Origin of the sequence: Luteimonas rhizosphaericola, assembly GCF_029888045.1 — a bacterium.
Taxonomy (GTDB): domain Bacteria; phylum Pseudomonadota; class Gammaproteobacteria; order Xanthomonadales; family Xanthomonadaceae; genus Luteimonas; species Luteimonas rhizosphaericola.
In genome coordinates this window covers 498100-517732 of sequence record NZ_JARXRN010000028.1, presented here as the reverse complement: position 1 = coordinate 517732, position 19633 = coordinate 498100, and the positions used below count along the sequence as shown (strand labels likewise).

At 69.7% G+C, this 19633-nt stretch carries 23 protein-coding genes and 1 tRNA gene; 4 read left to right on the top strand and 20 right to left on the bottom strand.

The features are described from left to right. Positions 1–19 precede the first annotated feature (19 nt). The 8 genes from wecB to QFW80_RS14935 form a co-directional block, all read right to left on the bottom strand. Positions 20–1135 (bottom strand): non-hydrolyzing UDP-N-acetylglucosamine 2-epimerase, encoded by a 1116-nt coding sequence (gene wecB / locus QFW80_RS14970; RefSeq protein WP_280602776.1) that lies wholly within the window; start codon positions 1133–1135, stop codon positions 20–22. Positions 1136–1157: 22 nt separating this feature from the next. After that, the gene (locus QFW80_RS14965; RefSeq protein ID WP_280602775.1) at positions 1158–1937 is read right to left on the bottom strand and encodes an ABC transporter ATP-binding protein; all 780 of its coding nucleotides are present in this window, start codon (positions 1935–1937) and stop codon (positions 1158–1160) included. Between the two features lie 2 nt (positions 1938–1939). Then, positions 1940–2731 (bottom strand): ABC transporter permease, encoded by a 792-nt coding sequence (locus QFW80_RS14960; RefSeq protein WP_280602774.1) that lies wholly within the window; start codon positions 2729–2731, stop codon positions 1940–1942. Beyond that, positions 2728–3909: a cystathionine gamma-synthase gene (locus tag QFW80_RS14955; protein ID WP_280602773.1), complete on the bottom strand. Its 1182-nt coding sequence runs from the start codon at positions 3907–3909 to the stop codon at positions 2728–2730. Before QFW80_RS14955 ends, QFW80_RS14960 begins: the two co-directional genes overlap by 4 nt. Positions 3910–3972: 63 nt before the next feature. Beyond that, a complete protein-coding gene (locus tag QFW80_RS14950) occupies positions 3973–5349 on the bottom strand; it encodes a pyridoxal-phosphate dependent enzyme (protein WP_280602772.1) in 1377 nt (458 codons plus the stop codon). Positions 5350–5491: 142 nt separating this feature from the next. Continuing rightward, entirely contained in the window at positions 5492–5710 is a 219-nt protein-coding gene (locus QFW80_RS14945) for an HP1242/YdcH family protein (protein ID WP_280602771.1), read from the bottom strand. A gap of 391 nt (positions 5711–6101) precedes the next feature. Beyond that, positions 6102–6722, bottom strand: coding sequence for a hypothetical protein (locus QFW80_RS14940; RefSeq protein ID WP_280602770.1), 621 nt, complete (start codon positions 6720–6722; stop codon positions 6102–6104). After that, the gene (locus tag QFW80_RS14935) at positions 6719–7105 is read right to left on the bottom strand and encodes a DUF4398 domain-containing protein (protein WP_280602769.1); all 387 of its coding nucleotides are present in this window, start codon (positions 7103–7105) and stop codon (positions 6719–6721) included. The genes QFW80_RS14940 and QFW80_RS14935 overlap by 4 nt, the downstream gene beginning before the upstream one ends. 90 nt (positions 7106–7195) lie before the next feature. On the opposite strand from QFW80_RS14935, the gene QFW80_RS14930 reads away from it, so the two are divergent. After that, entirely contained in the window at positions 7196–8308 is a 1113-nt protein-coding gene (locus tag QFW80_RS14930; protein WP_280602768.1) for a PilT/PilU family type 4a pilus ATPase, read from the top strand. Positions 8309–8347: 39 nt separating this feature from the next. Here the strand turns inward: QFW80_RS14930 and maiA are convergent, their stop codons facing one another. The 6 genes from maiA to rplM all read right to left on the bottom strand — a co-directional run bounded on the left by maiA (position 8348) and on the right by rplM (position 12299). After that, the gene (gene maiA / locus QFW80_RS14925; RefSeq protein WP_280602767.1) at positions 8348–9013 is read right to left on the bottom strand and encodes a maleylacetoacetate isomerase; all 666 of its coding nucleotides are present in this window, start codon (positions 9011–9013) and stop codon (positions 8348–8350) included. A gap of 272 nt (positions 9014–9285) precedes the next feature. Next, a complete protein-coding gene (locus tag QFW80_RS14920) occupies positions 9286–10275 on the bottom strand; it encodes a fumarylacetoacetate hydrolase family protein (protein ID WP_280602766.1) in 990 nt (329 codons plus the stop codon). Between the two features lie 230 nt (positions 10276–10505). Next, positions 10506–11249: a 2OG-Fe dioxygenase family protein gene (locus QFW80_RS14915; protein WP_280602765.1), complete on the bottom strand. Its 744-nt coding sequence runs from the start codon at positions 11247–11249 to the stop codon at positions 10506–10508. A gap of 102 nt (positions 11250–11351) precedes the next feature. Beyond that, a tRNA-Gln gene (locus QFW80_RS14910) sits at positions 11352–11426 on the bottom strand. 48 nt (positions 11427–11474) lie between these two features. Continuing rightward, positions 11475–11867: a 30S ribosomal protein S9 gene (gene rpsI, locus QFW80_RS14905; RefSeq protein WP_280602764.1), complete on the bottom strand. Its 393-nt coding sequence runs from the start codon at positions 11865–11867 to the stop codon at positions 11475–11477. Between the two features lie 3 nt (positions 11868–11870). Beyond that, positions 11871–12299 carry a 50S ribosomal protein L13 gene (gene rplM / locus QFW80_RS14900; RefSeq protein ID WP_280580204.1) on the bottom strand — a complete coding sequence of 143 codons (429 nt, stop codon included), beginning with the start codon at positions 12297–12299 and terminating at the stop codon, positions 11871–11873. A gap of 202 nt (positions 12300–12501) precedes the next feature. On the opposite strand from rplM, the gene coq7 reads away from it, so the two are divergent. Next, positions 12502–13212 (top strand): 2-polyprenyl-3-methyl-6-methoxy-1,4-benzoquinone monooxygenase, encoded by a 711-nt coding sequence (gene coq7 / locus QFW80_RS14895; protein WP_280602763.1) that lies wholly within the window; start codon positions 12502–12504, stop codon positions 13210–13212. Between the two features lie 214 nt (positions 13213–13426). Here coq7 and speD read toward each other — a convergent pair whose 3' ends face one another. Further along, entirely contained in the window at positions 13427–14221 is a 795-nt protein-coding gene (gene speD / locus QFW80_RS14890; protein ID WP_280602762.1) for an adenosylmethionine decarboxylase, read from the bottom strand. A gap of 182 nt (positions 14222–14403) precedes the next feature. Between speD and crp the strand changes: the two genes are divergently transcribed. Beyond that, positions 14404–15039 carry a cAMP-activated global transcriptional regulator CRP gene (gene crp, locus QFW80_RS14885; protein ID WP_425603598.1) on the top strand — a complete coding sequence of 212 codons (636 nt, stop codon included), beginning with the start codon at positions 14404–14406 and terminating at the stop codon, positions 15037–15039. Next, complete coding sequence (locus tag QFW80_RS14880; protein ID WP_280602760.1) at positions 15036–15509, top strand: GNAT family N-acetyltransferase; 474 nt, start codon at positions 15036–15038, stop codon at positions 15507–15509. The genes crp and QFW80_RS14880 overlap by 4 nt, the downstream gene beginning before the upstream one ends. Positions 15510–15675: 166 nt before the next feature. Here the strand turns inward: QFW80_RS14880 and QFW80_RS14875 are convergent, their stop codons facing one another. From QFW80_RS14875 to QFW80_RS14855, 5 genes are all read right to left on the bottom strand, one after another. Next, positions 15676–16389 carry a haloacid dehalogenase-like hydrolase gene (locus QFW80_RS14875; protein ID WP_280602759.1) on the bottom strand — a complete coding sequence of 238 codons (714 nt, stop codon included), beginning with the start codon at positions 16387–16389 and terminating at the stop codon, positions 15676–15678. Continuing rightward, positions 16386–17213, bottom strand: a complete 828-nt coding sequence (gene trpC / locus QFW80_RS14870; RefSeq protein WP_280602758.1) for an indole-3-glycerol phosphate synthase TrpC — start codon at positions 17211–17213, stop codon at positions 16386–16388. The genes QFW80_RS14875 and trpC overlap by 4 nt, the downstream gene beginning before the upstream one ends. A gap of 178 nt (positions 17214–17391) precedes the next feature. Further along, on the bottom strand, positions 17392–17754 hold the full coding sequence (locus QFW80_RS14865) for an antibiotic biosynthesis monooxygenase family protein (protein WP_280602757.1): 363 nt from the start codon (positions 17752–17754) through the stop codon (positions 17392–17394). A 61-nt stretch (positions 17755–17815) separates the two neighbouring features. Beyond that, a complete protein-coding gene (trpD, locus tag QFW80_RS14860) occupies positions 17816–18856 on the bottom strand; it encodes an anthranilate phosphoribosyltransferase (RefSeq protein ID WP_280602756.1) in 1041 nt (346 codons plus the stop codon). A 193-nt stretch (positions 18857–19049) separates the two neighbouring features. Continuing rightward, on the bottom strand, positions 19050–19631 hold the full coding sequence (locus QFW80_RS14855; RefSeq protein WP_280602755.1) for an anthranilate synthase component II: 582 nt from the start codon (positions 19629–19631) through the stop codon (positions 19050–19052). Positions 19632–19633 lie beyond the last annotated feature (2 nt).

The following is a 19633-nucleotide window of genomic DNA, read 5'->3' as shown; positions in this document are numbered from 1 at the left end:
GCTTCGCGGCCCGGGCCGCTCATCGGTCGAGCAGGTCGGCAGACAGGATCGACAAGATCCGCGATGCCGCGAGGCCGTCGCCGTACGGCGAGACGCCCTTGGCCATCGCCCGGTACGCATCGGGATCGCGAAGCAGCCGGTCCGCTTCGCCGACGATCGAGTCGAAATCCGTCCCGACCAGCTTCACGACGCCTTCCGCCACCGCCTCGGGACGCTCGGTCTCCCGGCGCATCACCAGCACGGGCTTGGCCAGCGCCGGCGCCTCCTCCTGCACTCCGCCGGAGTCGGTGAGCACGAGGTCGGCGTGCTTCATCGCGGAAACGAACGGAAGGTAGTCCAGCGGGCTGCAGAGACGGATGCGCGGATGGTCGCCCAAGGTCGCATGCGCCACGTCGTGGACGTTCGGATTCGGATGCACCGGATACAGGATGTTGATGTCCTCGTGCCGGTCGGCGATCTCCCGCACCGCGCGACACACTTCCCGGAACGGCTCACCGAAGTTTTCGCGGCGATGCGCGGTCACCAGCACCAGCCGCTTCCCGGGATCGATGCCCTCCGGTCGCGGAAGATCCCGCGCCACGACGTTCTTCAGCGCATCGATCACCGTGTTCCCGGTGACGTGGATCGCCGTCGGATCGAACCCTTCCCGCAGCAGGTTCTGCCGCGAGCCCTCCGTTGGCGCGAAGTGCCAGCGCGAGAGGCGTCCGGCCACCACGCGGTTCATCTCCTCGGGGAACGGATTCTGGAGGTCCCCCGTCCGCAGGCCCGCCTCGACGTGGCCGACGTCGATGCGGCGATAGAATGCCGCCATCGCGGTCGCCATGACTGTGGTCGTGTCGCCCTGCACCAGCACCACGTCGGGCTGCTCGCTCGCCAGCACGGTGTCGAGTTCGGCCAGCAGCCGGGCCGTCAGCTCCGGCAACGACTGATTGGGACGCATGATGTCCAGGTCAATGTCGGGGCTGATCCCGAACACCTGCATCACCTGGTCGAGCATCTGCCGGTGCTGCGCGGTGGCCAGCACGCGTACCTCCGCCCATGGCGCCTCCCGCAACGCGAGGATGACCGGCGCCATCTTGATGGCCTCCGGCCGGGTTCCGGCGACGCAGAGGATCCGCTTCTTGCCTAGAGTCATGAACTGGGGAACTCCTTGACTGTCATTGGCCCGTCTTGTTGGCGATATACACAGGGTCGACCTGGTAGATCTTCTTGTATTCCTTGATCGAGTCCTCGATCTCGCCGGCATACACCATGCGGCCGTGATCGATGACGATGCCGCGGGTGCACACCTTGCGCAGCAGGGGGAAATTGTGGCTGGCGAGCACCACGATCTTGCTCCCGTCCACCCGGCTGGTCATGCGTTGCTTCGCCTTCTCCACGAATCCCGCGTCGCCGGCGCCGATCCATTCGTCCAGCAGCATGATGTCGTGCTGGACCGCGGTCGAGATCGCGAATCCAAGCCGCATGCGCTGGCCGGACGACAGCGTCGCCAGCCGGTGGTTGGCGACGTCCGCCAGTTCGGAGAATTCGAGTACCGGCACGACCACGTCGCGGATCTCGGCGCCGCGCATTCCCATCGCGATGGCACGCAGGTAGATGTTCTCCTGCACCGTCGCCTCGGAGTTGAAGCCCAGGCCCAGGTTGAGCAATGCCTGCCGGGAGCCCTGGATGTCGAGCGAGCCGTGCGTCGGTTCGAAAGCGCCCGTCAGGACCCGGAGCAGCGTCGTCTTCCCCGCGCCGTTGCGCCCGAGGATCGCGACGCGCTCCCCCTGCCGGATCTCGAAACTGAGACCGGACAGGAGCGTCCTGTATTCGCGCCGGGGACGGGTGAACGGCGCCCGCACCAGCGTCGTGTACAGCGACTGCTGGATCGGCACGTCCTGCAGGAAATGGGGAATGTCGAGCCCCAGGTCGCTCGCGATGATGTGGCTGCTCATCGTCAGACCCAGATCGGAACGAAACGGGCATAGCGGCGGTACAGCAGCGCTGCGACCGGCCACCCCACCAGCGCGAGGACACCCACGAACACGAACGACGTCGCTTCGGGCATCTGCCCCAGAACCGGGGCGCGGACCACGTCGATCATGTGGAAGGCGGGGTTGAGGCGCACGAGGGTGCCGCGCAGCGTGTCGGGAGGGAAACGCTCAACGGTCCAGAGGACAGGTGTGATCAGGAAAGCGACGATGAGGATCGTGCCCATGATCTCGTGCATGTCGCGGAACCTGGCGCCCAGCAAGGCCAGGCAGACGGCGATCCAGGACAGGTTGAGCAGCAGGATCGGCAAGGTCGCCACCAGCGTCAGCACGTTGTACACATGCATCGATGGAGACCACATCAGGATGCCCATCACGACGATCATGCCGAACAGCAGCATGTACGCGGCCTTCGCGAAGGAGCGGAGCACGAAATCGGTCAGCCGTGTACGGCCGTCCATGATGAACGCCTTGTGCGAGGTCATCGCGGCCACAGCCTCGTTCACGATCTGGAGCATGAACCGCCATACCACGAATCCCACGCCCAGGTACGGCAGGTATTCCTCGCGCGGGTAGCCCATCAGCTGGGAATAGACGTTGCCCAGCACCAGCAGGAAGGCGATCGTCGGCACAAGGAACCACAGGAAGCCGAGCCGTGTCCGCCGGTGCCGTGTCGCGATGTCGAGCCAGCTGGAATACGCCCAGAACTCCGGATGTCGCAAGCTGTTACGGTAATCCTCGAATAGCGAACGGCTCATGCGGCAAGTGCCTGTCCGAGATCGGCTCGAAGGTCATCCAGACCCTCCACCCCCACACTCAACCGCACCAGCCCGTCATCGATGCCGAGGCGCGCGCGGTTCTCTGGGGGGATCGACGCATGCGTCATCACCGCCGGGTGGTTGACCAGGCTCTCCACGCCGCCGAGCGATTCGGCCAGGGTGAACAGCCGGGTGCGTTCGCAGAAGCGCTTCGCGGCCTCGAAACCGCCCTTGAGGCGCACCGAGACGATGCCGCCGAAGCCGTCCATCTGCCGCTTCGCGAGTTCGTGCTGCCGATGCGAAGGCAGGCCCGGGTAGATCACGCCCTCTACCGCGTCGTGCGCCTGCAGGAATTCGGCCAACGCCTGCGCGTTCTCGCAGTGGGCCTTCATGCGCAGGTGCAGGGTCTTGAGCCCGCGCAGGGCGAGGAAGCTGTCGAACGGGCCCTGCACGGCGCCGCAGGAGTTCTGCAGGAACGCCACCTGCTCCGCGAGCGCCTCGTCGTCGCCGACCACGGCGATCCCGCCCACCATGTCCGAGTGCCCGTTGAGGTACTTGGTCGCAGAATGCATCACGATGTCGGCGCCGTGCTCGAGCGGCCGCTGCAGCATGGGCGAGGCGAACGTGTTGTCGACCACCACCTTCGCGCCATGGCGATGGGCGATGTCGGCCACCGCGGCGATGTCGACGATCTTGAGCAGCGGGTTGGTCGGGGTCTCGATCCACACCAGCTTCGTCTTCGGCGTGAGCGCGGCCTCGAACGCGGCCAGGTCGGTCATGTCGACGTAGCTGAAGTCCAGCCCCGCGCTGCGGCGGCGGACCCGCTCGAACAGGCGGAAGCTGCCGCCGTACAGGTCGTCCATCGCCACGACGTGGTCGCCACTGTCCAGCAGTTCCAGTAGCGTGGCGGTGGCCGCCATGCCCGAAGCGAACGCGAAGCCGCGGTTGCCGCCTTCGAGGCCCGCGACGCCGCGCTCCCACGCGAAGCGGGTCGGGTTGTGGGTGCGCGAGTACTCGAACCCCTGGTGCACGCCCGGGCTGGACTGGGCGTAGGTGCTGGTGGCGTAGATCGGCGGCATCACCGCCCCGGTCGAGGGGTCGTGCGCCTGGCCGGCGTGGATCGCCTTGGTTCCGAGCCCCCACGCCGCCGTGTCGACCGCCTCGCGGGGGTCCGTCATATCGCTGAATCCACTGGAATCCGGGGCCGGGATTCTACCATCGCCCCCGTCCGCGCCGGCCGTTCAGTGAACGCGGCGTCGCAGCCAGTTCAGCAGGTCGATCCGCGTGATCAGGCCCAGGAACCGGGGCCCGTCCACCACGATCGCCACGTGCCCGCGGTCGAACACCGGCAGCAGCGACTCGACCGGCGATTTCACGTCCAGGATGTCGAGCTTGCGGACCATCGCGGTGGACACCGGGTCGCGGAATTTCGCCTCGTCGCCGTAGACGTGCAGCAGCACGTCGCTCTCGTCGAGGATGCCGACGATCCGGTCGCCGTCCATCACCGGCAGCTGCGAGATCTCGTAGAGCTTCATGCGCTGGTAGGCGGTCACCAGCAGGTCGCCCGGGGCCAGCACCACGGTATCGCGCTGGGAGTATGGCCGCAGGATCAGGTCGCGCAGGTCGCCGTGCTGCTCGCGCTCGATGAAGCCGTTGTCCAGCATCCAGTAGTCGTTGTACAGCTTGCTCAGGTATTTGTTGCCGGTGTCGCAGACGAACACCAGCACCTTCTTCGGCGCGGTCTGCTCGCGGCAGTAGCGCAGCGCCGCGGCCAGCAGGGTGCCGGTCGAGGAGCCGCCGAAGATGCCTTCGGTACGCAGCAGCTCGCGCGCCGCCAGGAAGCTCTCCTTGTCGGGAATGGCGTAGGCCTTCTTCACCCGGCTGAAGTCCGAGATCGACGGCAGGAAGTCCTCGCCGATGCCTTCCACCATCCAGCTGGCGGACTTATCGCTGAGCACGCCGTCGTTGATGTATTCGGCCAGGATCGAGCCCACCGGGTCGGCCAGCACCAGTTCCACGTCCGGGGCGTGCTCGGCGAAACAGCGCGACAGGCCGGTCATGGTCCCGGAGCTGCCGCAGCCGAACACCACCGCGTCCAGGCCGCCGACCTCCGCCATTTGGCGCAGGATCTCCGGCCCGGTGCCGTGCTCGTGCGCGGCCGGGTTGTCGGGGTTGCCGAACTGGTTGACGAAGTACGCGCCCGGCGTTTCGCGCGCGATGCGCTCGGCCAGGTCCTGGTAGTACTCGGGGTGGCCCTTGGCCACGTCCGAGCGGGTCAGCACCACCTCCGCCCCCATGGCCTTGAGGTTGAAGATCTTCTCCCGGCTCATCTTGTCCGGCACCACCAGCACCAGGCGGTAGCCCTTCTGCTGGGCGACCAGGGCCAGGCCGATGCCGGTATTGCCGGCAGTGCCCTCGACCAGGGTCGCGCCGGGCTTCAGGTCGCCGCGCGCCTCGGCGGCCTCGATCATCTTCAGGCCGATCCGGTCCTTGATCGAGCCGCCGGGATTCTGGCTCTCGAGCTTGAAATACAGCTCGCAGGGGCCGGCATCCAGGCGCTGCGCGCGCACGATCGGGGTCTCGGCGATCAGCTCGAGGACGGAGGCGTGGATGGTCATGCGCGCTCGTGATGCAGCCGGAGGAACGGCGATTATCGCATCGGGCGACAGGTCCGCCGCTGGCGCGGCGCGGACAGACAGCACACGGGCGACGGCGACCGACGAGGATGGCCGCCGCCGCCCGTGACTTCGGGAAAGCGGATCAGTGGGGAAGCGTGTCGTAAAGCCGGGTCAGGCGGTCCTTGGCGGCGAGCTTCTCGCGCTTCATCTGGGCCAGGGTGGTGTCGTCCATGGGAAGGACGCCGAGTTCGGCGTCGAGCACCTTTTTGTCGAGTTCCTTGTGGCGCTGGTAGAGCTGCTTGAACTCGGGGTGGCCCTGGAGCAGCTTGTCGAGTTCCGCCTGCGGTTGGCCTTCGAACATGGAAATCCTCCTGCGAACATGCGAACGCCCCGGCCGCGGGCGGCTCGGGGCGTCGTCTCTGGGGCAGACCGGGGGCCAGCCGCGCGCCCACCTGCACGCCCGGCGCGGCGGGCCTGGCGGCCGGCGGCGGGGGGCTGGTGGTGGATCGGCTCGGTCATCTGGTCGGTCTGGCTCGGTTCCGGACGGCGTTGGACATCGCAACCGTCCGGTAGCTTCGACCCTACTCCTCCCATCCGGGACCGACAAGGCCCCCGCGCATGCCCCCGTTCGGTGCGGAGTCACAGATCTGAAAACAGGCGGCCGGTGTCACGATCGTCCGCACGGCAGCCCCGGAGGTCCGGCACGCTCGCTACCGCAAGTCATTGAAACGGAAGGTAAAACGCGCCGGCCTTCAGTACGGCTGGGTGGCCGCGTCGGATTCCAGGCTGCGCAGCAGCTCCTCCTCCTGGCGCTTGAGCTCGGCGGCTCGCTCGCGCGCGGCGCGCAGGCGCGCGGCTTCGCGCGAGGACACGCCCTGGAGCACCGTTTCGGCCTCCTGGCGGGCCATCGACTCGGCCTCTGCAGTTTCGCGCAGCCGGGCGGTCTCCTCGGCCTGGATCTGGGTCTGGATGCGGAGCCGCTCGGCCTCCTGCCGGGCCCGGGCCGCCTCGCGGCGGCTGGCCTCGAGCAACAGGTCCGCGCGCTCGCGGTCCAGGCGGTCGATCTCGCGCCGGGCGGCGTCAGTGCGTGCGGCGATCTCGGCGGTCTCGACCCGCCATTGCGCCACCTGCAGCGCGGACGGCCGCTGGCGCGCACGCACGCCGGCCAGCGCATCCACCGCCTGCCGGGCCTGCAGCCGCTCCAGCGGGGCCATGCCCGCGAAGGCCATGTCCGCATCGAGCGCCACCAGGCGCTGCTGCAGCCGGCCCACGTCGGGGTCGTCCGCGGCGCGCGCCTGCGGCAACGACAGCATCAGGGACACGGCGAGGGTTGCGAGCAGGCCGGCACGTGCGGCAATGCTGGAGACAGTCACGGCGCATCCTCCATCCGCAGGCGCTGGCGCAAATCGGCGATCTCCGCACGACGCTGGCCGAGTTCGGAATCGGTGGCGGCCGCGCGGCTGCGCGCCTGCGCAAGGCCTGCGAGCGCCGCCGAGCGCACGGCCAGGTCGCGGGCCTCGGCCTCGCGGCGCTCGGCCATCGCCGCCTGCGCCTGGGTCAGCAGGCTGCGCGCGCGCTGCAGGTCCTCGGGCGCGTACTGCTCGGCGTCGGCATCGGATGCACGCGCCACGGCCTGCTGCGCGGCGTTGAGTTCGCCGGTCGGCGGTGGCGTGGATGCGCAAGCCGTGAGCGCGAGCACGCATCCGACAATCAGCGCCTGCGCCGGGGTCCTGAAGTATGCGAAGCTTGTCGCCATTGGGGGGCCGTGCCGATTCCGGGTGCGGGCCATTGTCGGCAGCCTTCGCCGGATGCGCAACGGTCCGGGGGGGCCATTGGGGATTCGTACATGGACATCGGCTATTTCCTGAAGCTGATGACGGAAAAGAACGCGTCGGACATGTTCCTGACCACCGGCGCGCCGGTCTACATCAAGGTCGAGGGCAAGCTCTATCCGCTCGGCAACACTGGCCTGCCCCCCGGCATGGTGAAGAAGATCGCGTACTCGCTGATGGACGAGGGCCAGGTGCCGCAGTTCGAGCGCGACCTCGAGCTCAACATGGCGATCTCGCTGCAGGACTCCGGCCGCTTCCGCGTCAACGTGTTCAAGCAGCGCGGTGAAGTGGGCATGGTGATCCGCGCGATCCGCAGCACCATCCCCAGCATCGAGGAGCTGCAGCTGCCCGAGGTGCTGAAGGAGATCATCATGGCGCCGCGCGGCCTGGTACTGCTGGTCGGCTCCACCGGCTCGGGCAAGTCGACCTCGCTGGCGGCGATGATCGATCACCGCAACACGACCACCTCGGGCCACATCCTCACCATCGAGGATCCGATCGAATACCTGCACCGGCACAAGAAGTCGATCGTCAACCAGCGCGAGGTCGGCCTGGACACCCACGCCTTCCACAACGCGCTGAAGAACGCGATGCGCGAGGCGCCGGACGTGATCCTGATCGGCGAGATCCTCGACGCGACCACGATGGAGGCCGCGATCGCCTTCGCCGAGACCGGCCACCTGTGCCTGGCGACGCTGCACTCCAACAATGCCGACCAGACGATCGAGCGCATCCTCAACTTCTTCCCCGAGGCCGCGCACAAGAACGTGCTGATGAACCTGGCGCTCAACCTGCGCGCGGTGGTCTCGCAGCGGCTGGTGGTCGGCGTCGACGGCCGCCGCCTGCCGGCGACCGAGGTGCTGATCAACACGCCGATGATCCGCGACCTGCTGCGCCGCGGACAGGTGCACGAGATCAAGCAGGCGATGGAGGAATCGCTCGAGGAAGGGATCGAGAGTTTCGACCAGTGCCTGTACCGGCTGTACAAGGAAGGCCGGATCGAACGCGAGACCGCGCTGCGCGCGGCCGATTCGCGCGAGGGCCTGGACCTCAAGTTCCGCCTGTCCGAAGGCGCGACCGGCGAACACGACCCCTACGCGGACGTGTTCGGCACTTCCCACAACTGATCGCCACCCTCTGCCCGCACGCGCAGGCCGCGCGACGGGTCACGACTGCTGCGGCGCATCCGGCTGGCGGTCGGGGGCGGCGTCGCGGAACGCCGGCAACTCCAGGCAGGCCTGCTCGATCGCGGCGATCGTCGGCCAGCGCGCCATGTCCAGACCGAACCGGCGCGCGTTGTAGACCTGCGGCACCAGGCAGCAGTCGGCGATCGTCGGCAGGTGGCCGTCACAGAAGGTGTCGGTCGCCGGATGGTCGCGCAGCAGCGCCTCGAAGGCGTCGAAGCCCTCGGTGATCCAGTGGCGGATCCACAGGTCGCGCTCGGGCTGCGGGACGTTCCAGTCCTGCTCCAGGAAGCGCAGCACCCGCAGGTTGTTGAGCGGGTGGATATCGGCCGCGACCAGTTGCGCCAGCGCGCGCACGCGCTGGCGTTCGCGCGAGGTCGCAGGCAGCAGCGGCGGCGTCGGCCAGACCTCGTCGATGTATTCCAGGATCGCCAGCGACTGGCGGAACGTGCGCTGGCCGTGCTGCAGCACCGGCACCAGCTTCTGCGGGTTGGTCGCGACATAGCCGGGCGCGAACTGCTCGCCGCCGTCGCGCAGCAGGTGCACCGGCACGGTCTCGTAGGCCAGCCCCTTGAGGTTGAGGCCGATGCGCACGCGGCAGGCCGCGCTGGAGCGCCAGTACGAATACAGCCGCAGTTCTTCGTTCACGCCGGCACCCCCTGGGCCAGTTGTCGTCTAGAGCCATTCGACCGGCCGCGGCGTCCCGTCTGCCGGTGATCGTGTCCGCACCGATCGGCGCGGCGGTGCCTCCCCCGGCAGCGACGCGGCGCGCCGTTCCCCTGAGTGCGCGACCGGTTCGCCGGGACGCCTCGTCCAACAGGTAACGCGATCCGGATGCAGGCGCGGCCGTGCCATCGCCAGCTATCGTGACGGCCGCGCGCGCGCGGCGCCCGCCATTCGTCGCGCCAGCCCCCCGCCCGTCAGGGCGCGGCCTGGCGCTCGATCCGCTGCTCGATCGCCCCGAAGATGCTGCGTCCGTCGCGGTCGAGCATCTCGATCCGTACCTGGTCGCCGAACGCCATGAACGGCGTCACCGGCTTGCCGGTCTCCAGCGCCTCGACCGTGCGCCGCTCGGCGAAGCACGAGGCGCCCTTCGAGGTGTCCTGGTTGGCGATCGTACCGCTGCCGACGAGGGTGCCGGCCGACAGCGGCCGCGTCCTGGCCGCGTGCGCCACCAGCTGGGCGAAGTCGAACTGCATGTCGACGCCGGCTTCGGGCGCACCGAACCACTCGCCGTTGATATGCGTGACCAGCGGCAGATGCAGCTTGTTGCCCTGCCAGGCGTCGCCGAGTTCGTCGGGCGTGACGAACACCGGGCTCAGCGCCGAACGCGGCTTGGACTGAAGGAAGCCGAAGCCCTTGGCCAGCTCGCCGGGGATCAGGTTGCGCAGCGAGACATCGTTGACCAGACCGACCAGCTGGATGTGGCCGGCCGCCTGCTCGGGCGTCACCGCCATCGGCACGTCGTCGGTGACCACCACGATCTCGGCCTCCAGGTCGATGCCGTGGTCCTCGCTGACCACGCGCACCGGGTCGCGCGGACCGTAGAAGCCCGCGCTGGTGGCCTGGTACATCAGCGGATCGGTGTAGAAGCTCTCGGGCACCTCGGCGCCGCGGGCGCGGCGCACGCGCTCCACGTGCGGCAGGTACGCGCTGCCATCGACGAACTCGTAGGCGCGCGGCAGCGGCGCGGCCATCGCGTTCTGGTCCAGGTCGAACACGCCGTCGGCGTCACCCGATTCCAGCGACTGGGCCAGGGCGTTGAGCCGCGGCGCGACGTTGCTCCAGTCCTCCAGCGCGCGCTGCAGCGTCGGCGCGATGCCGGTCGCGCGGACCGCGCGCGACAGGTCGCGCGACACCACCACGAGGGTGCCGTCGCGGCCGCCCTCCTTGAGGGATCCAAGCTTCATCGGGGCTCCATCGGACTGGCGTCGCGCGCCGCAGGCCGGGATTGTAACCGTTGCGACCATTCGTCCCGGGCGCGTGCGTGCGCACCACGCGCCGGGGGCTGCGGCGGCGGCAGCGCCACGTCTCTGGCGTCGCGCCACGATCGGCGAGGGCGATCGTGCGATCGTCGCGGCGGCCGGCGGGAAAGTGGGGCACGCGCGCCAATCAGACGCGGGTGACTCCGGCGGACGCGTCAGTCTTCGCCCTGGAAGGCGCCGGAGCGGAATGTCAGGACCAGGGTGTCGCGATGACCGGGCGCCGCGTCGGACTCGGGCTGGATCGGCGTCGACTCGTGGATCATCCGCGCATCGTCCAGGAACAGCAGTGACCACGGCTGCAGCAGGGTGAAGCGTTGGCCGTCCGGGCCGTCGGCCTGGAACACGCGGGTCTCGCCGCCCTTGATCGCGTGGCGCGCCACGAGGATCACGGCGACGAAATCCACGCCGTCCCGGTGCGCGCCCTCGGGCGTGGGCCGGCCGATGCCGTCGGCGGTGTCGATGCGGAACTGGTGGGCCTCGACATACCAGGGCTGCGCGCCCTTCAGTGCCGAACACCACCCGGCCAGGGCGCGGATCAGCGCCGGCCAGGCCGGCGCCGCGACGGTCTCCGGCGCGACCGGTTCGAACATGCGCAGCATGCCGCCGTGCAGCGCGTTGTAGTCCAGCGATTGCCAGTGCGCGCGATGCGGCACCTGGCGCAGCGCGTCGCCCTCGACCACGAAGCAGGAATGGCGCCGGCTGCGGTAGCGGCCGCCGTCGCGCAGGTAGGCGTCGGACGGCAGGTCGTTCCAGCCCGCTTCCAGCGCCTGGAATGCGGCGATCGGCATTCGCGCGATCCCGGCCAACGCCTCCGCGGGCAGGACCGCATAGCCGCGCGCGCGGACGTCATCCAGCGCGTGGCCGGCATCGGACAGGGGGGGCAGGAAGGGAACCGTCATCGGCGGATTATCGCCGGATCCGCGCCGCGGCAGAACGGCCGATGCGCGTCGGGCGCGCAGAAACGACAAGACCCGCCGCAGCGGGTCTTGTCGCATCTCGATTGGCAGCCCCGGATGGATTCGAACCACCGAATGCCTGAGTCAGAGTCAGGTGCCTTACCGCTTGGCGACGGGGCTATGGGACCGATTGTAACGCCACCGCGGCGCGGTGGCGTCGAAACCGAATTAACGCTTGGAGAACTGGGTCGCGCGGCGGGCCTTGTGCAGGCCGACCTTCTTGCGCTCGACCTCGCGCGCGTCGCGGGTCACGAACCCGGCCTTGCGCAGGTCGGTCTTCAGCGTCTCGTCGTATTCGACCAGCGCGCGGGCGATGCCCAGGCGGATCGCACCGGCCTGGCCGGTGGTGCCGCCGCCGGAGGCGGTGACCACGATGTCGAAGCTCTCGGTGTTCTTGGTCAGCTCCAGCGGCTGGCGCACGATCATGCGCGCGGTCTCACGGCCGAAGAACTCGTCCAGCGGACGGCCGTTGACGGTGATGTTGCCGCTGCCCTTGCGCAGGAACACGCGGGCGGTGGAGGACTTGCGACGGCCGGTGCCGTAGTTCTGGGTGGTAGCCATCGATTAGATATCCAGGGGCTGGGGCTGCTGGGCGGCGTGCGGGTGCTCGGCACCCTTGTACACCTTGAGCTTGCGGTACATGGCGCGGCCGAGCGTGTTCTTCGGCAGCATGCCCTTGACCGCGATCTCGATCACGCGCTCCGGGTGGCGCTCGAGCGCCTGGGCCAGGGTCTCGGTCTTGAGGTTGCCGATATGGCCGGTGAAGCGGTGGTAGAGCTTGTCGCTCAGCTTCTTGCCGGTCACGGTGATCTTCTCGGCGTTGATCACGATCAGGTAATCGCCGGTGTCCACGTGCGGGGTGTAGACGGGCTTGTGCTTGCCGCGCAGGCGGCGCGCAAGTTCCGAACTCAGGCGGCCCAGCGTCTTGCCGGTGGCGTCGACGAGATACCAGTCGCGCTGGACGGTCTCGGACTTGGCGGTAAAGGTCTTCATCAAAAAGGACTCCGGGCGGGTGCCTGGTCGGGCTGGTTGCGGGGCCGGAACGGCCGCGGAACGTCGCCGCGCGTTGTGGAATGCGGGAAAAAGAAGCGGAATTCTAGCCGGCATCCCGGGGACGCGCAAGCCACCGGTCCCGGCGCTGGCATCGGGGACGCCGCCGCGCCACCATGCAGCGTCCCCTCGCGCCCGTCCCCGCATGCCCAACGCCCCCGCCAGCGACCCCTCCCGCGCCCTCGTGTCCGTCCCCGCGCCCGGCACGGCCCCTGGCCCGCGCCGCAAGCTGGGCCGGTTCGACCGGCTCCTGGTCGAGACCCAGCGCGCGCTCGACACCGTGCTTGGCCAGCCGGCCGCCCATCGCCCCAACCCCGCCGGCGACACGCCCCTCCCCGACCTCGACCCGGCCGAGCGTCGGCACGCGGCCGGGCTGATGCGGATCAACCATGTCGGCGAGGTCTGCGCCCAGGGCCTGTATTTCGGCCAGGCCGCCGTGGCGCGCGAGGCATCCACCCGCGACCACCTGCTGGAGGCGGCGCAGGAGGAAACCGACCATCTGGCCTGGTGCGCCGACCGCCTGCGCGAGCTCGACAGCCGCCCCAGCGTCTTCAATCCCCTGTGGTACGGCGGCAGCTACGCGCTGGGCGTGCTGGCCGGCCTGCGCGGCGACGGCTGGAACCTCGGTTTCGTGGTCGAGACCGAACGCCAGGTGGAGGCGCACCTGGACGAACACCTGCAGACCCTGCCCGGCGCCGACCAGCGCAGCCGCGAGATCCTGCGCCAGATGAAGGCGGACGAGGCCCGCCACGCGGACAACGCCGAGCTTGCCGGCGCGCGCATCCTGCCGCAGCCGATCCCGACCCTGATGGCCGCCGCCTCGAAGCTGATGAAAACGGTCGCCTACCGGCTGTGAGCAGTGCGGGCCGCGACGTCCGCCGAGTCGGCACCGGCGCCGGGGGTCCATCGCCCGATGCGCAGCGCAGGATCCCGGCAACCTGGCGGCGCCCCCATTGGCCGGCAGCGCGATCCCGCCACCTCCCTCCGCACCCATGACGCGAAAGGCCCCGCATCCCGCGGGGCCCTGCCTGTAGGCGGCGCCCGCGCGGAGCGCCGCACTGCGACGGCCGTCAGTCGAGCAGGTTGCGGCCGTGGTAGAGCTCTTCGATCTCGCGCTTGAGCCGCGCCTCGATCTTCATCCGTTCCTTGAACGAGAGGTTGCGCGCCTTTTCCTCGAACAGGTACTGGTCGAGGTCGAAGTCCTTCAGGTGCATCTTGGTGTGGAAGATGTTTTCCTGGTAGACGTTGACGTCGAGCATCTCGTAGCGGGACTTGATGTTCTTGGCCAGGTAGTCCTGGATCGAGTTGATCTTGTGGTCGATGAAGTGCTTCTTGCCCTTGATGTCGCGGGTGAAGCCGCGCACCCGGTAGTCCATCACCACGATGTCGGACTCCAGGCTCTCGATCAGGTAGTTCAGCGCCTTCAGCGGCGAGATCACGCCGCAGGTCGACACGTCGATGTCGGCGCGGAAGGTCGCGATGCCGTTGTCCGGGTGGGTCTCCGGGTAGGTGTGAACCGTGATGTGCGACTTGTCCAGGTGCGCGACCACCGCATCGGAGATCAGCCCCTTGCCCGCATCCTTCTTGTCGATCACCGGTTCCTCGGAAATGAGGATGGTCACCGACGCCCCCTGGGGATCGTAGTCCTGGCGGGCGATATTGAGGATGTTGGCGCCGATGATCTCGGCCACGTCGGACAGGATCTGGGTCAGCCGGTCGGCGTCGTACTGCTCGTCGATGTACTCGATGTAGCGGCGGCGCTCTTCCTCCGACGCCGCGTAGCAGACGTCGTAGATGTTGAACGAGAGCGATTTGGTGAGGTTGTTGAAGCCCTGGAGCTTCAGGCGAGGCAGCGGCTTGACCACGTCGGACGGTCCCCGGTCGGGCGGGCGAAGGGCGGAATTATGCGGCAAAGCCCGTGACCGTTGGGGCAAGGCGTTTGCTCCGCAGGCGCCAACGTCCTAATCTCGGCGCTTCCCCCGTTCCCCCCTGCATGAATCCCAGCCCTGTGGCCCTGATCAGCAGCTATCGTCGCCCTGCCCACCCGATGGCGCCCGCGCCCGCGACCATCGAACGCTTCCTGGCCCATTGCCACCGGCGACGCTATCCGCCGCGCACCGAGGTCTTCCGCCCGGGCGATCCTGCCGGGACGCTGTATTTCGTCATCAGCGGCTCGGTCAGCATCATCACCGAGGAGGACGACGGCCGCGAACTGGTGCTGGGCTACTTCGGCAACGGCGAGTTCGTGGGCGAGATGGGCCTGTTCATCGAGTCCGAGACCCGCGAAGTCATCCTGCGCACCCGCACCCAGTGCGAGCTGGCCGAGATCAGCTACGAGCGGCTGTACCAGCTGTTCGACGGCACCCTGGCCAACGATGCCACCTCGATCATGTACGCCATCGGCGCCCAGCTCTCGCGCCGGCTGCTGGACACCAGCCGCAAGGCCGGGCGGCTGGCCTTCCTCGACGTCACCGACCGCATCACCCGCACCCTGCACGACCTGACCCGCGAGCCGGAGGCGATGAGCCACCCGCAGGGCACCCAGCTGCGGGTCTCGCGGCAGGAACTGGCGCGGCTGGTGGGCTGTTCGCGCGAGATGGCCGGGCGGGTGCTGAAGAAGCTGCAGGCCGACGGCAAGCTGCACGCCCGCGGCAAGACCATCGTGCTCTACGGCACGCGATGAGCGGCGGCCATTTCGGCCATCCCGGCAGCCTGCCCGACGCCGACCTGCGCAGCGCCAGCCTGGTCGACGCCGACGACGTCGCCGCCCTGCTGTGCGAACTCGGCTATCCCTGCGACCGCAACGACGCCGCGCGCCGGATCCGCGCCATCGGCGAGAACGATCGCCAGGCGCTGGTGGTCGCGCGCGTGGGCGGCGTGGTGTCGGGGCTGGTGGCGCTGGATTTCATGTACTACCTGCCGCTGGACACGGTGACCTGCCGCATCACCGCGCTGGTGGTCACCTCCGGCGCCCGCGGCACCGGCCTCGGCCGGCAGCTGCTGAAGGAGGCCGAACGCCGCGCGCGGGCGGGCGGCGCCGCCCGGCTGGAGTTGTCCAGCGGCTCGCAGCGCACCGATGCCCACGCGTTCTACAAGGCCTGCGGGTTCAGCGACGGCACGGTGCGCTTCATCAAGCGCCTGGGCGACGCATAGCCGCGCGTCCGGCGCACCCACGCGCCGGGTGAGCCTCACACTGCCTCAGGACGGTTTCTCGGTCGGACGACGCCTGCCCGGCAGCCGCGCCGTGTCCCGCTTCGACCGTCCGCGCATCGCCGGCGCGTGGATCGCGGGACGGGCCCCGGCGCCGTCCGCGCGAACGCTAGGCGGGCGTGCCGCCGCGGCCGGCACAGCCCCAGTTGAGGATCGGGGTGCCCGCCGGCAGGGTGCGCTCGAACAGGGCCACGTTGCCGTGCTTGGGGTTGACGACCACCGGCGCGCGCGCGGCCTTGAGAAGCGGCAGGTCGGCGCTGGAGTCGGTGTAGGCGATCGCGATCTCGCCGTAGCCGCGCTCGCGCAGCATGCGCATCTTCTCCTCGGCGTGGCAATGGCGTACGGCCACGATCGCGCCCAGTCGCGGGCCCACCTGGGTCCCGATCACCGGCACCGCCTCGTGCGCGACGAAGGCCAGGATCGCGCGCGCCAGCTCCGGCGGCGCGCCGGTGGCGATCACCACCCGGTCGCCGGCCTCGCGATGGCGGTGCAGCACCTCCAGGGCCATCGGCAGCAGGCGTTCGCGGATCTGCGCATCGTGGCCGGCCACGTAGCGGTCGATGGCCGCGTCCAGCGTGCGCGGCCCGCGCATGCCGACCGTGCCGATCCACACGTAGCCGGAGATGCCGCGGCGCCGGGTCGGCAGGAAGGCGACCATCGGCCCCAGCACCGGCGTGGCCAGCAGCGCCAGCGCCGTGCGCCAGGCGCTCCGCCGGATCAGCCAGGCGAACAGGTGGCTGCCCGAATCGCCGTCGTACAGGGTGTGGTCGAAGTCGAACACGACCGCCGGCACGGCGGCGTCTGATGCCTGCGCCGCGCTCATGCCGGGAAGAACAGCCGCTGCAGTGCGGCGCCGGGGTCGGGCTCGCGCATGAAGGCCTCGCCCACCAGGAAGGCCTCGATGCCGGCCGCGCGCAGGCGCGCCACGTCGTCCGGTCCGTGCACGCCGCTCTCGGTGACCAGCCGGCGGTCGCGCGGCACCGCCTCGCGCAGCGACAGCGTGGTGTCGAGCGAGACCTCGAACGTGCGCAGGCTGCGGTTGTTGATCCCCAGCAGCGGCGCGGGAACCTGGATGGCGCGCTCGAGCTCGTCGATGTCGTGCACTTCCACCAGCACGTCCAGGCCGAGCTGCATCGCGGTCCCGGCGAGCTCGGCCAGCTGGCCGTCCGACAGCGCGGCGACGATCAGCAGGATGCAGTCCGCGCCCAGCGCGCGCGCCTCGTGCACCTGGTAGGGATCGATCGTGAAGTCCTTGCGCAGCACGGGCAGCGCGCAGGCCGCCCGCGCCTGCTGCAGGAAATCGTCGTGGCCCTGGAAGAAGTCGACATCGGTCAGCACCGACAGGCAGGCCGCGCCGCCGGCCGCGTAGCTGCGCGCGATCTCGGCCGGATGGAACACCGGACGGATCACGCCCTTCGACGGACTGGCCTTCTTGACCTCGGCGATCACCGCGGGCGCGCCGGCGGCGATCCTCGCCTCGATGGCCGCGGCGAACCCGCGCACCGGCGGCATCTCGAGCGCCCGCGCGCGCATCTCGGGCAGCGGCACCGATGCGACCCGCGCGGCCACCTCCTCCGCCTTGCGCGCCAGGATGCGCTGCAGGATGTCGTCCCGACGCGGCAGCGATGGGCGCAGCAGATGGTTCACGACAGCAACTCCTGTTCCGGTCCTTGCGTCGCGGCCGGGAGCCGGCGCGCGCTCGCTGCGCGCATGATCGCAGGACGCGCGCGCGCGCGCGAGCCGGCGCGGGCCCGCTCGCGGCGGGCTCCGCCGCGGCAAGACGTCGCCGGCGCGGGCCGGCCTGCCGTGCACACGATGCCGCAGGTCACACGGCTCCGCCGCCCCGGGACTGGTCCCGGTCCCAGCCGTAGGCGCGCTCCACCTTCGCGATGCGCAGTTCGAAGTGGCGGTACCACTCGGCGCGACCGCGCTCGCGTGCAGCGGCGTGCTCGGCGTGCTGGCGCCAGGCGAGGATCGCCTCCTCGCTCTCCCAGTACGCGACGGTGATGCCGAAGCCGTCCTCGCCGCGGGTCGACTCGACGCCCAGGAAGCCGGGCTGCTGCGCGGCCAGCTCGACCATCCGCGCGGCCGTCTCGCCGTAGCCGTCGTCGACGTCCGTGCGCTGGGCACTGAAGATCACGGCGTAGTACGGCGGTCTGGGAAGCCGGGCGAAGGCGCTCGGATGCATGGAAGGTCCTCGGCCGGCGGGTGCCGGCGCCGATGGATTGTCGCAAACGCGCCCGACCCGGTCAGCCCGCATCCGCGGCGAGCCGCCGGGTGCACACGACGAACGCCTCCAGCCGGGCCATGGCCGCGCCCGACGCCACCGCCTCGCGCGCCCGGGCGATGCCGTCGGCGATCGATTCCGCCACGCCCGCAACGTACAGCGCCGCGCCTGCGTTGAGCGCGACGATCTCCAGCGGCAGCCCGGCCTCGCCACGCAGGGCACCCAGCAGCATCGCCTTCGACCCGGCCGGATCCTCGACCCGCAGGTTGCGGCTGGCGGCCATGGCGATGCCGAAGTCCTCGGGGTGCACTTCGTACTCGCGTACCACGCCGTCGCGCAGCTCGCCCACCAGGGTCGCGGCGCCGAGCGAAATCTCGTCCATGCCGTCGCGGCCCCACACCACCATCGCGCGTTCGGTGCCCAGTTCCTGCAGCACGCGCACCTGGATGCCGACCAGGTCGGGATGGAACACGCCCATCAGCACCGAGGGCGCGGCGGCGGGATTGGTCAGCGGCCCGAGGATGTTGAATATGGTGCGCACGCCCATCTCGCGCCGCACCGGCGCCACCGCCTTCATCGCCGGATGGTGGATCGGCGCGAACATGAAGCCAACGCCGGTCTCGTCGATGCTGCGGGCCACCTGGTCGGGCTGCAGTTCGATCGACGCGCCCAGCGCCTCGAGCGCGTCGGCGCTGCCGGACTTGGACGACACGCTGCGGTTGCCGTGCTTGGCCACGCGCGCGCCCGCGGCCGCGGCGACGAACATGCTGGCGGTGGAAATGTTGAACGTGTGCGAGCCGTCGCCGCCGGTACCGACGATGTCGACCAGGTGGCGGCGATCGGGCACGTCCACGGTGCGCGAGAGCTCGCGCATCACCCGCGCCGCGGCCGCGATCTCGTCCACCGTTTCCTTCTTCACCCGCAGCCCGGTGAGGATCGCGGCGGTCATCACCGGCGACACCTCGCCACGCATGATCTGGCGCATCAGCGAGATCATCTCGTCGTGGAAGATCTCGCGGTGCTCGATAGTGCGCTGCAGGGCTTCGTGCGGGGTGATGGTCATGCTGGAGCCGGGTATCGGGAGTGGGACAAGGGGATCGGTGGCGCGTGGTTCGTGGTTCCTGGAACGACACGATGGCAACGTGCGAAGCGGACGACCGGGATCATGCGGGAGCCGGCCGACCCGGCCGTCGGAACATGGCGGGCGATGCGGCGGCACTGGACGCCGGGGCAACGCGCCCGCGCGTCCGGACCGCTCATCGCCCCTCGAGAAAGTTCTTCAGCAGCGCGTGGCCGTGCTCGGTGAGGATCGATTCGGGATGGAACTGCACGCCCTGCACCGGATGCTCGCGGTGGCGCAGGCCCATGATCTCCTCGAACGCGCCGCCCTCGTGTTCGGTCCACGCGGTGACCTCGAGCGCCTCCGGCAGCGAGTCGCGCTCGACCACCAGCGAGTGGTAGCGCGTGGCCTCGTAGGCGTCGGGCAGGCCTGCGAACACGCCCTGCCCGCGGTGGCGGATGGGCGAGGTCTTGCCGTGCATGATCCGGCCCGCGCGCACCACCCGGCCGCCGTAGGCCTGGCCGATGCCCTGGTGGCCCAGGCACACGCCCAGGATCGGGATCCGCGCCCCCAGCGCCTGCACCACCTCGACCGACACGCCGGCCTCGTTCGGCGTGCACGGCCCGGGCGAGATCACGATGCGCTCCGGCGCCAGCCGCTCGATCTCCGCGACCGACAGCTCGTCGTTGCGCACCACGCGCACCTCGGCCCCCAGCGCCTGCAGGTACTGCACGAGGTTCCAGGTGAAGCTGTCGTAGTTGTCGATCATCAACAGCATGC

Coding starts and splice junctions, on each gene's coding strand:
- wecB (WP_280602776.1), bottom strand. CDS start 1,135: ATGACTCTAGGCAAGAAGCGGATCCTCTGCGTCGCCGGAACCCGGCCG.
- QFW80_RS14950 (WP_280602772.1), bottom strand. CDS start 5,349: ATGACCATCCACGCCTCCGTCCTCGAGCTGATCGCCGAGACCCCGATC.
- QFW80_RS14855 (WP_280602755.1), bottom strand. CDS start 19,631: ATGCTGTTGATGATCGACAACTACGACAGCTTCACCTGGAACCTCGTG.
- QFW80_RS14865 (WP_280602757.1), bottom strand. CDS start 17,754: ATGCATCCGAGCGCCTTCGCCCGGCTTCCCAGACCGCCGTACTACGCC.
- crp (WP_425603598.1), top strand. CDS start 14,404: ATGGCGCCCGCGCCCGCGACCATCGAACGCTTCCTGGCCCATTGCCAC.
- QFW80_RS14960 (WP_280602774.1), bottom strand. CDS start 2,731: ATGAGCCGTTCGCTATTCGAGGATTACCGTAACAGCTTGCGACATCCG.
- QFW80_RS14915 (WP_280602765.1), bottom strand. CDS start 11,249: ATGACGGTTCCCTTCCTGCCCCCCCTGTCCGATGCCGGCCACGCGCTG.
- QFW80_RS14920 (WP_280602766.1), bottom strand. CDS start 10,275: ATGAAGCTTGGATCCCTCAAGGAGGGCGGCCGCGACGGCACCCTCGTG.
- rpsI (WP_280602764.1), bottom strand. CDS start 11,867: ATGGCTACCACCCAGAACTACGGCACCGGCCGTCGCAAGTCCTCCACC.
- QFW80_RS14935 (WP_280602769.1), bottom strand. CDS start 7,105: ATGGCGACAAGCTTCGCATACTTCAGGACCCCGGCGCAGGCGCTGATT.
- QFW80_RS14955 (WP_280602773.1), bottom strand. CDS start 3,909: ATGACGGACCCCCGCGAGGCGGTCGACACGGCGGCGTGGGGGCTCGGA.
- QFW80_RS14930 (WP_280602768.1), top strand. CDS start 7,196: ATGGACATCGGCTATTTCCTGAAGCTGATGACGGAAAAGAACGCGTCG.
- QFW80_RS14880 (WP_280602760.1), top strand. CDS start 15,036: ATGAGCGGCGGCCATTTCGGCCATCCCGGCAGCCTGCCCGACGCCGAC.
- trpD (WP_280602756.1), bottom strand. CDS start 18,856: ATGACCATCACCCCGCACGAAGCCCTGCAGCGCACTATCGAGCACCGC.
- QFW80_RS14965 (WP_280602775.1), bottom strand. CDS start 1,937: ATGAGCAGCCACATCATCGCGAGCGACCTGGGGCTCGACATTCCCCAT.
- QFW80_RS14945 (WP_280602771.1), bottom strand. CDS start 5,710: ATGTTCGAAGGCCAACCGCAGGCGGAACTCGACAAGCTGCTCCAGGGC.
- rplM (WP_280580204.1), bottom strand. CDS start 12,299: ATGAAGACCTTTACCGCCAAGTCCGAGACCGTCCAGCGCGACTGGTAT.
- coq7 (WP_280602763.1), top strand. CDS start 12,502: ATGCCCAACGCCCCCGCCAGCGACCCCTCCCGCGCCCTCGTGTCCGTC.
- QFW80_RS14875 (WP_280602759.1), bottom strand. CDS start 16,389: ATGAGCGCGGCGCAGGCATCAGACGCCGCCGTGCCGGCGGTCGTGTTC.